Below are 13,196 nucleotides of genomic sequence, written 5' to 3' on the forward strand. Positions count from 1 at the left end.
CGCTATCGCGCCAGCAGGATGCGCGCCTGGCCGGCGATCTGCGCAAGCATCGGCGCGCTGACCTGACCTTCGCTGCGCGCGCGGGCAATCAGCGCGCGGAACTGGTCGATCCGGGCCCGCTGCGCCTCGATCCAGCTATCCACCGCGTCGTCCGGGTCCCGGCTGCCGATCCGCGCCAGGAACTCGATCCGGAGCTGTTCGAAATCGCGGGCGAGGCCGGCGGTGAGCAGGCGCTCCCACTGGTCGGCCGGCGAGTATCGCGCGATCTGCTGCTGCGCCCAGTCGAGGCCGAGCGCTTCGCCGAGCCGGGTGTAGGCCCGGGTCAGTGCTAGTTCCTCGACCTTGCGGCGGGCAGCCAAAGCGGCGACTCCGAACACGCCGTCCAGCTCGAACAGGCGAACCAGGCCGCGCACGATCTCGTCGCTGGCGCCGAGCGCCATCAGGAGATCGCGTCGTGCGGCAGCTTCGTTGCGGACTTCGGACCGGATGAGCTTCGTCGCAGCGGCCGAGATCTTGCGCACGCCCGGCTCGAGCAGCTCGCACAGTGCGCCGACGTGCGCCTCGCCGCCCACCGAGCGAAGGATGTCGGAAAGGTGCGAACGGACGGTCCGCGACGCGATGGAGAAAAGCTCGACGCGCACGCTCTCCGGGAGCGCGGCCTGCTCGATCTGCGTCCACAGCTTGTCGAGATCGAGCAGCCGCTCGGCGACGAGGAACGCGGCGATCACCTGCTGCAGGGACGAGCCTTCTTCTTCCATGAGGTCGAACGCGACGCCCGGGCCAAGCCGGTTGACGAAGCGGTTGGCGACCTTCGTTCCGAGGATCTCGTGCCGCAGCGGATGCTTGCGGATGGCATCGGCGTGCGCCTTCACCATCGCCTTGGGGAAGGCGGCGAACAGCTGCGGCTCAAGGAGCTTCTCGTCCGCGAGGTGCAAAGCCTCGGCCGCGTCCTGAAGAACGATTTTCGAGATCGACAGAACGACCGCCAGTTCAGGTCGGGTCAGCCCACGATTGTCCTGCTTGCGCCGGAGCAGTTCCTCGCTCGACTCGAGCCCCTCGACCTTGCGGTTGAGGCGACCGGTGCCCTCGAGGATTTCGATCGTCCGCACGTGCCCGGCAAGCGCTTCCGGTCCGCCGCTTTGAGCGATGGAGAGGGCAAGGCTTTGCAGGCGATTGTCTTCCAGAACGATGCCGGCGACATCCTCGGTCATTTTGGCCAGGAGGCTATTGCGCCTGGCCTCGGTGAGCCGCCCCTCGACCATCTCGCGGTTGAGCGGGATCTTGATGTTTACTTCGTTGTCCGAGCAGTCGACGCCCGCCGAATTGTCGATGAAGTCGGTGTTGATCCGGCCCCCGTGCTCGGCAAACTCGATGCGGCCGTCCTGCGTAATCGCCAGGTTGGCGCCTTCACCGATGACTCTGGCGCGCACTTCGCTGCCGTCTACGCGCAAAGCGTCGTTCGAGGGATCGCCGACCTCCGCCTGAGTCTGCGTCGAACCCTTGATGTAGGTGCCGATGCCGCCGAACCACAGAAGGTCGACGGGGCTCTTGAGGATCGCGTTGATAAGCGTCGCCGGATCGACCGACTTCTCGCTGAAGCCGAGCGCCTTGCGCGCCTCGGGACTGAGCTCGATCGACTTCTCCGTGCGGCGATAGATGCCGCCGCCTTTCGACAGCTTCTGGCGGTCGTAGTCGCCCCAGCTCGATCGCGGCAGTTCGAAGAGCCGCATGCGCTCCGCGAAGCTGGCCTTCGGATCGGGATCCGGGTCGATGAAGATGTGCCGGTGATCGAATGCGGCGACCAGCTTCAGCGTCTGGCTGAGCAGCATGCCGTTCCCGAACACGTCGCCCGACATGTCGCCGCAGCCGGCGACGATCACCGGGTCCGACTGAACGTCGACGCCCATCTCCAGGAAGTGGCGCTGCACGGAAATCCATGCGCCCTTCGCGGTGATGCCCATGGCCTTGTGATCGTAGCCGTTGGAGCCGCCGCTCGCGAAGGCATCGCCGAGCCAGAAGTTTCGCTCGAGCGCGATAGCGTTCGCGATGTCGGAGAAGGCTGCAGTGCCCTTGTCGGCGGCGACGACGAAGTACGGATCGTCCCCGTCCAGGATGACGACGCGCTGCGGATGGACGACCTTGTCGTTGACCAGGTTGTCGGTGACCGAGAGCAGCGAACGGATGAAAATCCGGTAGGTCTCCGTTCCTTCGGCCAGCCATGCGTCCCGGTTCGAGGCCGCGGGGAGCTGCTTGGGATAGAATCCGCCCTTGGCGCCGGTCGGGACGATAACGGCATTCTTGACGAGCTGCGCCTTCATCAGGCCGAGAATTTCGGTGCGGAAATCGTCGCGCCGGTCCGACCAGCGGATGCCGCCGCGCGCGATCGGTCCGCCGCGGAGGTGAACGCCCTCAACCCGCGGGCTGTACACCCAGATCTCCCGCCACGGGACGGGGGCAGGGAGGTTCGGCACGAGCGAAGAGTTGATCTTGAATGCCAGTGCTTCCGCGGCCGCCGGAGCGAAGGCGTTGGTGCGAACGATGGCGTCCACGAGCGAGCGCAGGCGGCGCAGGATCCGGTCGTCGTCGATCGACTGGACGCTGCCGAGCGCGCGTTTGAAGGCCTCGCTCGCCCGTTCCACTTCGGATGCGCGGTCCTTGCCAGACGGATCGTGCGTTGCGCTGAACACATTGATCAGCGCACGCGTCGCTTGCGGCGCCCGGCGAAGCGCTTCGACGATGGTCAGCAGTCCGTATGAGACGCCCGTCTGGCGCAGGTAGCGGAACCAGGAGCGGAGCCACACAACCGCGCGGGTCTCCAGGCCGACGTAGAGCACGAGTTGGTTGAACTCGTCGTCCTCCGCCGCGCCGCAGAGGACTTCGGCAACTGCAGACTCGATCTCTTCAGTGCGCGAGAGAATGGACTTGAGGTCCGCCTCGCCGCTGATCTCGACGCGGAAGTCGTGGATGTAGCCGAGCGTCCCGGTGGAAAGGACCGTCGGGATCTCCTCCAGAACGCGGAAGCCGAAATTCTCCATGACCGGCACAGCTTCGGACAGCGGGATCAGGCCTGCGCGGCGATAGGTCTTCAGCCGCAGCTGCCCGTCCGGATCGCCGGGCGAGCGCCAGATGCGAACGCCGCGATCCGCCTCGTCGTTGAGGCGCCATAGCCGGACGATGTCGGCGGCGGCGTCGTCGGGCGAGGTGCGCGAGCGATAGCTTTCCGGGAAGTGCGCGATGTAGCCGAGCGCCAGGCGGGTCGCCCGCGCGGATCCAACGATCTCGACCAGTTCGGCCTCGACGGCTGGAGCCCAGCCGCGGACCATTTCGACGACCGCGGAATCGAGCTTCTCGGCGTCCGGGAGGTCGGCGTCGTTGTCGACATATTGGGTGTAGCGGATCAGTGCCAGATCGCCGTCGCCAAGCTCCACCGACCAGCTCGTGACATCCGTACCGACCTCTTGTTCGAGCATCGACGCAATCGCGGTGCGCCGCGCCGTGGTCAGTTCTTCACGCGGCAGCCAGACGAAGGTGAACAGGTGCCCCTTGAGGATGCTGCGCACCTGCAGCAGGGCAGGACGCGGCCGGTCGGCAAGCGACATCGCCATCATGACCAGGTCGCGCACGGATTCAATACTGAGGTTGATCAGCAGGTCGCGCGGAAGCGAGGCGACCGCGTGCCGCAGCGCCTTGCCGCTGTGCCCCTTGGGATCGAACCCGAAGTCGCGGTCGAGCGCTTCGAGCCGACCTCGCAGCAGCGGCACGTCCTCGGCGGGAGCAGTCAGCGCCTGGCTGGTCCACAGCCCGGCGTGCACGCCAATACCGGTGATCTTGCCCTTCTCGCGGATCGGCAAGACGACAAGGTCGAGCGGTACCCGGCGGTGGACGCTGGACTTGCGCTCCGCCTTCGCCATCAGCGGCACTTCTCCACCCTGCTCGAAATGCCGCATCGCCATGATCGGACCGGCATCGTCGGTCGGCGTGCCCGGAATGCTGAAGATGCCGAGCGCTTCGGACGGCTGGTGCCCCGGCCGCTCGACGTGATAGCCGAGCAGGGTCATCGCGCCATCCGCGAACCAGTTCAGCAGCGCACCGCCTTCGCCTTGCTCGATATCCGCGGCATCGGCGCGCATCTTCGCCTGAAGCTGCGGCCAGTCGCGGACTGCAGCGCGCACGTCTTCGAGCACCCGGTGCAGCTCGGTGACCAGCTCCCGGCGACCACGCGCATCGGCTCGGTCGAGTTCGATGTACATCATGGACTCGCGGCGGTCCTGATCGCCGCACAGCGGTTCCACTTCCTCCAGCACGCCGCTCTTGTCGCGCGACACGCACACGACCGGATGGAGCAGGCGATGGATGGTCAGCTGGCGCGCTGCGATCGCGTTGGCTACGGAATCGACCAGGAACGGCATGTCGTCGTTGACGATCGCGATCTGCATTCGCCGGTGCCCGGCTTCCCCGCCGGTGGACTCGACGGCAATGGCGATCTCGCCGCGGCGTCGCTTCGAAGCGACGGCTGCGACAAATTCGGCGGCGGTGCGCTCGTCTTCGCGGCTGAAGCCCTGGGTTTCACCAGGAAGGGCGTTCCCCGTCAGCGCCTTGCGAAGGGATTCGACCAAGGGCTTGGCCAGGCGCGTATGGGCCGTCATGGAAAGCTTGTGCTCCGCGATTAGGGCGATGCGGCGGGCCTATAGACCCGCCTTCGCCGGAGCGACAACCCCGCCCCGACCTGCCCGAACCGGCTTACGCGGCCTGACGAAGGGCCTTTTCGACGAGCTTGGAGTCGTCGACCACGGCCACCGGCTCATAGCCGCCATCGGCAGTGCGGCGGGTGATGACGACACCGAATTCATCGTCGGCGACAATGCTTTGCAGCGACAGGGCAGGCACCGTGCGGAGCTTGGCACGCGCCTGGTCCGTGCGGGTATCCGGCTTGCCTTCGGGGCGCCGTGCCTGGCGCTCTTGAGCGACCAGTGCCTTCAGGCCACCGGGCTGCTTGGTGATGAAGGCCTCGAACGCACCGACGGCGACGTCCTGCCGTTGCGCATAGGATAGTGCGGCGGCGAACTCGGTCAGACGTGCCTTGTCGTAATCCACGCCGAACACGAGCTTGACGACGGGCGTCATGGGAGCGCGCGCCTGTGCTTTCACGCCCGACTCCTCGAGCAGCTCGGCGTAATCTTCCGGGTTCTGCCGCGCGGCGAAGGCAAAATCGAAAGCGAGCGCCAAGGCGCGATAGAGCGCGCTTCGGGTGCGAACTTCGCCGCCCTTGACCGCTTCGGCGCTTTCCCGGGCGACCCAAAGGCGGTCGGCTAGGCCGGCGTCTTCGTCGAGTTCGATCTGAGGAGCGATTGTGTCGGCGTCGGCAGAGTCCGCCAGCGGACCGTCCTGCCAAGAAAAATGCGGAACCGGCGGCAGCGGTTCGGCGACTTCGAAGGCCTCAACCAGGTCAAGTGGCTCCGTGGAGGCGAGCGGCTCGTCAAGAAGCAGCGCATCGTCCTCGGCAAGGGCGGGCGGATCGATCGGCAGCTCTGGCACGTTCGCGAAAGCGGGTGCCTCGGCCCCGGCGTCCGCCGCAACGGACTTCCAGTTGATCACGCCGTAGATGAAATCGATCGTCTCGCCGTCCGACGAGAAGGGCATCAGGATGCCGCGGTAGCAGATGTTGACGGAGCGTTGATTGACGAACTCCGCCTCGAAGCCGACCGGCGCGCGGTTGGCGATGATCTGCATGTAATGGTCGGTCAGGCGCGACAGCAGCGAGCGGCTGGGCACGTTGGAGATGGTGCTCATGGTCTCATCGAGCCCGCATTCCTCCCGGATCGCCCCGCCGATGTACGGGATGCCGGGATTGTCGACGCCGCAGGTGAAGTCGAGGAGCACGCTGTGCCCGGCGAAATCCTTGACGTCGCCCGGCTCGAGATCTTCGATCGAGGGGAAGCCACGGCCGTCCAGCAGCGAGACCCAATAATTGTAGGCGCGCACGTGCATGCGGCGCTCATCGTTGCCGATTGCCGCCGTCACCTGCTCCGCAGCGCTTGTGTCGACGGCGCTCGGCACGTCGAAATCGCTCGGATGATCCCGATAGCTGTCCATTTACCCCCGGGTCCCACTCGTCCAGTTCAGCCTGCACAATGCCAAGCGACGGTTACGAAGCGGTTAAGCATATCTGGATTGATGGGGGCCGCGGCCTCCAGTCTTGCCGGAGCCCGCAGGCGCTGATAGGGGCGCGTTTCCCTCCGGAGCCAAGCCGCTTTAGCTCAGCTGGTAGAGCACATCATTCGTAATGATGGGGTCAGGTGTTCGAGTCACCTAAGCGGCACCACTCCTTCCACAAGCCGGCAATCCCGCATCACCACGCGCGCATCTCTTCCGAAAGGCTGGGGTGCGAAATCGACCGTCGCGGGATCCGTGCAACCTGCCGTCCCCCCGAGAGCAGAAGCTCGATCCTCCGCTGCATCAGCCGCTCCCAGCGCCGCTCGACGAAAGCGTACATCAGCCCCGCCAGCGCCAGGACGATCAGGAACGCCGCGAGCAGTCTGAAGTGGATGCCGAACGGCAAGGTGCGGATCAGCAGGTAGCCGATGTTTTGGTGTAGGAGGTACAGTGAGTAGCTGACCAGGCCGACGTAGGTGATCGGCCTGGGGACCCTCAGCCAACGCATCTGGAGCACCAGGAGGCCGCCTAGCGCCATGATCGGCCCGAGCGCCGGTCCGTCCGCGAACCGCCCGCTGATATATTGCACGAAGCAGCCGCCCGAAGCGATCAGGATCGTCGGTCCGGTACCGATCCGGCGGCACTCCCAGGCGAGCAGCCCGAACAGGAACGACGGCGCATAATCGGACAGAAACACTCCGTCGGCGATGAGGAGCGGAGCGTGCTCGACCCGCAGGAACGCACCGACGACGCACATCAGCAGCCAAGCAAGCGAGATGCTCCGCCCGCGCATCAGATAGTAAGTGAGACCGATCAGGAAATAGAACTTCAGTTCGACGACGAGCGACCAGTAGGCGCCGTCGACCTGCGGCCAGCCAGAAAGCGCGTTCAGCCAGAACATGTTGGAAAGCGCGATGCCGAGCGTCGCGCTCTCGCTGGGAAGTTCGCCGATTGTCAGTGCTGCGGTCGTGAGGATGATGCCGACGACATAGGCCGGCTGGATCCTCGCGAAGCGGCGTGCCCAGAAGTTCTCGAGAGATGTCGAACTGTCGAGCGTCATGAAGATGCAGAAGCCGCTGACGGTGAAGAACAGATCGACCCCGTGATGCCCCAGTGGGAACCTGAACGGCACGCGATCGGTGCGGTAGAAGGCGGCGCTGTAGCGGCTCGTGTAGTGATAGATGACGACGCTCAGGATCGCCAAAGCGCGCAGCAGGTCGATGTTGTCCTGCCGGGACTTCGGCTTCGCGACAGCGGTAGTGGGAGCGACCTGCTCGCCATCGCTCAAAGGCAGATCGGTCATCTCAAGCACCCACGCGGAACATGCTGCCTCGGGAGACAGCGGTACCCCCTATCATTTAACGAGAAATTATCAAAAAGTTAATTCAGCCGTGCGCCTTCAAGCGCATCGCGAACCGCGGAGTAAGCTCCGGCAGTTGGGAAGCGCCTTCACCCGTACCTTCGCAGCGGGTAACCGGGAATTCGCAAGCCGTGATTTGAACGGCTTCGCCCGGCGTGCTCTCAGGACAACGGGCACGACGGCCCCACTTGGTGAGAACGCGAACATGGCAACGGGCGAACGGATCACGCTGGACCAGGCTTTGGCCACTGCCAAGGCGAACGGCTATGGTCGGATGCTCGGCCGCGGTGAGGACAATCGCCTCGAACCGGAGTGCTGGCCCCACGTCGAGCCCAGCTTCCATTTCACCAAGGACCAGAAATTCTTCGCGATCGGCAGCTGCTTCGCGAAGAACATCCGCAAGCGTCTGGCGCTAGACGGCTACAACATCCTGGGCGGCGTTGCCGGCGAAGAGAACAGCCGCAATCGCTACACACCGCCGGCCATCTTTCAGGAGCTCGAGTGGGTCCGCGGCATCCTGAACCGCGACGACATCGTTCGCGACAGCGACGTCGAACCGCTGCTGCTCCAAGTCGGACCTGACCGTTGGGCCGACATCTGGTGCCGGTCGCAACGGGGGCAGACGGCGACACTCGAACAGGCGATCGCCGCGCGCAAGGAACTCTACGGCCACTTTCGAGGCGCCTTCTTTGCCGATGTCGTCATCATCACACTCGGCCTCATCGAGGCATGGTGGGACGAGGTCAGCCAATCATATGTCGAGTTCGACGTATCGTGGGCACGACGGCCGGATCGGAGCCGATTCCAGTTCGAACGGCTGAGCTTCGCGACGGCCAGGGACTATGTCGAGCGCGCTGTCCAGATGCTGGTGGAAGGGAACCGGCGCGTGCTGATTACCGCGTCGCCCGTGATTCTCGCGCGGACATTCACGGACTCCGACATCATCGTCGCGAACTCGCATTCGAAGTCGGTGCTCAGAGCGATCGCGGGTGAGGTCGCCGCGCAGCACGGCGAAGTGGACTATTTCCCAAGCTACGAGATCGCAACGCTGACCCGGCGGCCGGAAGTGTGGGAAGACGATCTTATCCACGTCCACCCGAACTTCATCGCCCGGATCATGCAGCACGTCACGGAAGCGTACGTGCCTGATAGCGTACAAAGGCACGACCGTGCCCTGATGAAGATGGCCAACCTCGTGGAGGCGTCGCAATGGGCGGCGGCTGGCGACATCTACGACCGCGCAGGCGAGGCGCTTTGGGCTTCGCGCAGTCCCGCAGTGCACGCGGCCGGAATGCGTCTGGCACGCCAGCGCGGCGACCTCGCGACGGCGCAGCGTCATGCGGCTCGGTTGGATCCGGCCGACGAGCTCCTCTACAGGAACCACCCCGACTGGATGTTCGACGCCCTGCGCCTGCTGGGCGGTACCGGCGAGCTCGATCGCCAGGCTAGCGAAATTCGCAACAGTTTGATCAACTTCGGCCGCCGCCAGCCGCAAGTCTTTCTGACGATGTTCGGGGAGGCGGAGAGGAGCGCCGACCAACCCGCTATCCGCGATCTGATGGACATCGTCGTCGAAGCCGATGTGAATTCGCCCGTCGTCGTTCACAAGGTCGCGCCCAAAATGCAGGCGATCGGCCTCGTGCGGGAAGCGCTTGAATTGGTGGATTCACAGCTGGAGCGAACGCCGGACAATGTGCTCATGCTTGGCCGGCGCGCCCGGCTGCTGCTCGCGCTGCATCGTCACGCCGAGGTGGTCGATCCGCTGCGACGTTTGCAACAGGCGGAGCCAGAGAATGGCTGGGCTCGCCTGACCCTCGCCCGTACCGTGGAACGGCTCGGCCGCCTCGACGAGGCGCTCGAAGAAGTCGATGCCTTGCTCGCGTTGACGCCGACCGATGCGCACGCCCTTGCGCTCAAGTCTCGTCTGCTGGCGAAACTTGGGCATCATGAGCTCGCCATTCAGTCGGCGCTCGCAGCGCGTGAGGCGGGCGGCAACGATCCTGCAGTGCTCCGCGATACCGAGCCGCTGCTGCGCGTGCCGGCGTCGAGCGCGTGATTCGCAAAGTCATTGCGGCTCGACACTTGCCTGACCACCCACCAGCGTCGCGGCGTTAACGGAAATTTTCATTTGCTTGCCGTAATTTAGCTGTTAGCAATTCAGCTGTGCGGAAGTTTGGGGGCTCGCCGCGCGCTGGTCGTAGAGAGAGCTTCGGGGATATGGTTCGCACGCTTGGATGCGGTCTTTGGCTGGTTGCCGCTCTCAGCGGAGGGAGTGCTTGTGCGATGACGCCCCCGACGAGCGGGTCCATCCGCTGCTCCGTCGAAGGCGCCGAGCGCCTTCCCGAGGGCATCACCGACAAGACCATTTGCGACGCCGTCCGCGGCTCGGCCGAACCGGCACTTCAGCAGGGCGGTTTCGCGCGCGATTCACTGTCGGTGGTGGTGACCGTTGCGTCCGCGACCAAGCTCGTCGCCGCCGCGCAGCTTGCGGGCAAACCACTGCCCGAGCACCGCGTGGCGATTTCCGACCGAACTTTGAACGCACAAGCAGTTGCGATGCTTGCGAATGCAATCGCCGCCGAGATCGCTTCGGCACGCCAGTAAATCCGTGGGGCCAGGAACCGTTCGATGACAGACATTGCAGCAGATACCAGCACGACCGCGCACGTCAGCCTGGGCGGGTCCTTCGTCGGATCGATTGAAACCGCGGGCGACCACGACTGGATCGCAGTTAACCTCACGGCCGGCCAGAAATATTCCATCACGCTTGCAGGGTACGGTTCGAACGCCCTCGAGGATCCGTACCTCTACCTGCGGGACTCCTCGGGCAACGTCCTTGCCGAGAAGGACGACATCAACCCGGGCATCGAGCGCGACTCCCGGGTCATATTCACGCCGACGAGCTCCGGCACTTACTACATCGACGCTGCGGCGTGGGACGATGACGCCGGGACCTACAAATACACCGGCGATTACAAGGTTTCGGTCGAACTCTACACGCCGCCGCCGGTCTACGATTACAGCCAGATCGCCGACCAGCTGGTCAACGGCTACTGGGGCGGCGACTGGCACCATTTCAATGTCACTCAAGGCGGCACGATCACCGTCAACCTGACGGCGCTCGCCGGAGACGGTCAGACGCTTGCGCGTGCCGCCCTGGCCGAGTGGACAGACGTGATCGGCGTGACCTTCAAGGAGGTCACTACCGGCGGCCAGATCGTGTTCGACGACAGCGAGGACGGTGCCTACACGAACGCCGACTGGGCGAACCACGTAACCACGTCCGCGACCGTGAACATCTCCAGCCAGTGGCTGACCGATTACGGCACGTCGCTCAACACCTACTCGTTCCAGACGTATCTGCACGAGATCGGCCATGCGCTCGGGCTCGGGCACGCCGGCAATTACAATGAGACGGCTACCTACCCCGACGACGCGGTCTATTCGAATGACGCGTGGTCGACGACGGTCATGTCCTATTTCAGCGAACGCGAGAGCAGCTACTTCGGCGACCAGGACTTTTCCTACGCCTTCACGCTGACGCCGATGAGCGGCGATATCCTCGCGATGCAGACGTTGTACGGGCTGTCGACAACGACCCGCACCGGCAACACGACGTACGGTTACGGCTCGAACTCCGGCAATCCGGTCTTTGATACGAACGCCAATCCGGACGCTGCGTACACGATCATCGACAGCGGCGGCACCGACACGCTGAACTATTCTGCGTCGCACAGTGATCAGGTCATCAATCTCAATCCCGGCACCTTTTCGAACGTTGCCGGCAGCATCGGCAACATGGCGATCGCGTTCGGGACTGTGATCGAGAACGCCAAAGGTGGAACGGCAAGCGACACGATCGTCGGCAATGCCGCGAATAACGTGCTCGAGGGCGGCGCCGGCAACGACACCGTATCTTATGAGGCGGCGCGCGCCGGCGTCACCGTCGACATGCGCGTTTCTGGCCAGCAGAACACCATCGGAGCCGGCCGCGACACGCTTACCAGCTTCGAAAATCTCGTCGGGTCCGCCTACGGCGATACGCTTACGGCCGCTCCCACAACCTTGTCTATCCATGGTGGTAGCGGCGACGACCGGCTAAGCGGACTCGCTGCCAACTTCTACGGCGACGGCGGCAACGACAGCTTCAGCGCGACCGCAGCCAATGACTGGTTCTCTGGCGGCGACGGTTTCGACACGATCGACTACAGCCACGCTTCAGGCTCCGTCTCGATGGTTACCGATGCCGGCAATTACAACACCGGCGCGTCCGGCGTCGATACCTTGGTATCGGTAGAGCGGATCATCGGTTCTGCGTTCGATGACACGTTGCGTTCGACGGCGGCGGGCGGGGCGCTGGTCGGAGGCACCGGCAACGACAGCCTGACGGGGTCGGGCGGCGGCGGCAGCGATCTGACGGGGGGCACCGGCAACGACAGCTATGTCGTGTTCTCCGCCAGCGACAGGATCATCGAGCGCGCGGGCGAAGGAACGGAAAACGTCAGCGCGTCGAGCACGTACCGCCTTTCGGCCAACGTCGAAAACCTGACGCTCACCGGCACGGCGGCAATCGACGGCACCGGCAGCAACGATGCCAATTTGATCACCGGCAACAGCGGCGCGAACCGGATTTCGGGCAGCGGCGGCAACGACTTGCTGTACGGCAACGCCGGCAACGACACGCTGGACGGCGGTGTTGGTCTCGACAAGATGTTCGGCGGTGTCGGCAACGACATCTATGTCGTGCGGGACGCGACCGACTACGCCTACGAGAATGCCGGCGAGGGCACCGACCGGGTCATCTCGTCGATCAGCACGCAGCTTCGCGCCAATGTCGAGAACCTGTCGCTGAGCGGCGCGTCCAACCTGACCGGCAAGGGCAACGAGCTTGCCAACACGCTGACCGGCAACACCGCCAACAATGCGCTTTACGGCTATGCTGGCGACGACAAGCTGTACGGCGGCGACGGCAATGACGTGCTGAACGGCGGCAGCGGTGTCGACCGGCTGAGCGGCGGCACCGGCAACGACACTTACTATGTCGATGATGCGACCAGCTATGCCTACGAGAATGCCGCTGAAGGCACCGACCGCGTCTATGCGACCGTCAGCCTGACGCTCCGCGCCAATATCGAGAACCTGACGCTCTCCGGCGCTTCGGCGATCAACGGCAGCGGCAACGAGATCGACAACCGCATCTGGGGCAATGGCGCCACCAACGCGCTCCACGGCGCAGCGGGCAACGACAAGCTCTACGGCCAGGCCGGTGACGACACGCTCTCTGGCGATGACGGCAACGACTGGCTCGAGGGCGGCACCGGCAAGGACGTCGCCTATGGCGGCGCCGGCAAGGACACGTTCGTGTTCCGCGACGGCGACTTTGCCGGAGCGACCACCGGCAGTGCCGACGTCATCCACGACTTCGTGCATGGCGACGACCACATCCGGCTCGACTATTTCGATGCCGACACGGTGCTCGGCGGCAACCAGGCCTTCTCGTTCATCGGCACCGCCGCGTTCGACGGCACCGCCGGCGAGCTCCGCTACGAAGCGATCGGCGGCGCCACCTACGTCTCCGGAGACACCAACGGCGACGGCACCGCCGACTTCATGCTCCGCCTCGACGGCAACCACCCCCTCACCAGCGGAGACTTCGCGCTTTAGGCAGACGCGCTCTCGGCGC

Annotated in this window: 6 protein-coding genes and 1 tRNA gene; 4 read left to right on the forward strand and 3 right to left on the reverse strand. The window is 64.7% G+C overall.

Annotated features, from left to right (window positions below; translation table 11 throughout):
- Window positions 1–2: 2 nt before the first annotated feature.
- Window positions 3–4,646, reverse strand: a complete 4,644-nt coding sequence (locus ACUXST_RS07175) for an NAD-glutamate dehydrogenase (RefSeq protein ID WP_458389287.1) — start codon at window positions 4,644–4,646, stop codon at window positions 3–5.
- A gap of 94 nt (window positions 4,647–4,740) precedes the next feature.
- On the reverse strand, window positions 4,741–6,093 hold the full coding sequence (locus ACUXST_RS07180) for a PAS domain-containing protein (RefSeq protein WP_458389288.1): 1,353 nt from the start codon (window positions 6,091–6,093) through the stop codon (window positions 4,741–4,743).
- Between the two features lie 153 nt (window positions 6,094–6,246).
- Between ACUXST_RS07180 and ACUXST_RS07185 the strand changes: the two genes are divergently transcribed.
- A tRNA-Thr gene (locus ACUXST_RS07185) sits at window positions 6,247–6,322 on the forward strand.
- Between the two features lie 27 nt (window positions 6,323–6,349).
- Here ACUXST_RS07185 and ACUXST_RS07190 read toward each other — a convergent pair.
- On the reverse strand, window positions 6,350–7,456 hold the full coding sequence (locus ACUXST_RS07190) for an acyltransferase family protein (RefSeq protein WP_458389289.1): 1,107 nt from the start codon (window positions 7,454–7,456) through the stop codon (window positions 6,350–6,352).
- Window positions 7,457–7,718: 262 nt separating this feature from the next.
- Here ACUXST_RS07190 and ACUXST_RS07195 point away from each other — a divergent pair, with 262 nt between their 5' ends.
- From ACUXST_RS07195 to ACUXST_RS07205, 3 genes are all read left to right on the forward strand, one after another.
- A complete protein-coding gene (locus ACUXST_RS07195) occupies window positions 7,719–9,569 on the forward strand; it encodes a GSCFA domain-containing protein (protein ID WP_458389290.1) in 1,851 nt (616 codons plus the stop codon).
- Window positions 9,570–9,796: 227 nt separating this feature from the next.
- Window positions 9,797–10,117, forward strand: a complete 321-nt coding sequence (locus ACUXST_RS07200; protein ID WP_458389291.1) for a hypothetical protein — start codon at window positions 9,797–9,799, stop codon at window positions 10,115–10,117.
- A 24-nt stretch (window positions 10,118–10,141) separates the two neighbouring features.
- Window positions 10,142–13,177: a M10 family metallopeptidase C-terminal domain-containing protein gene (locus ACUXST_RS07205; protein WP_458389292.1), complete on the forward strand. Its 3,036-nt coding sequence runs from the start codon at window positions 10,142–10,144 to the stop codon at window positions 13,175–13,177.
- Window positions 13,178–13,196 lie beyond the last annotated feature (19 nt).

The organism is Sphingomonas sp. F9_3S_D5_B_2, assembly GCF_054263715.1.

Coding starts and splice junctions, on each gene's coding strand:
- ACUXST_RS07175 (WP_458389287.1), bottom strand. CDS start 4,646: ATGACGGCCCATACGCGCCTGGCCAAGCCCTTGGTCGAATCCCTTCGC.
- ACUXST_RS07180 (WP_458389288.1), bottom strand. CDS start 6,093: ATGGACAGCTATCGGGATCATCCGAGCGATTTCGACGTGCCGAGCGCC.
- ACUXST_RS07190 (WP_458389289.1), bottom strand. CDS start 7,456: ATGACCGATCTGCCTTTGAGCGATGGCGAGCAGGTCGCTCCCACTACC.
- ACUXST_RS07195 (WP_458389290.1), top strand. CDS start 7,719: ATGGCAACGGGCGAACGGATCACGCTGGACCAGGCTTTGGCCACTGCC.
- ACUXST_RS07200 (WP_458389291.1), top strand. CDS start 9,797: ATGACGCCCCCGACGAGCGGGTCCATCCGCTGCTCCGTCGAAGGCGCC.
- ACUXST_RS07205 (WP_458389292.1), top strand. CDS start 10,142: ATGACAGACATTGCAGCAGATACCAGCACGACCGCGCACGTCAGCCTG.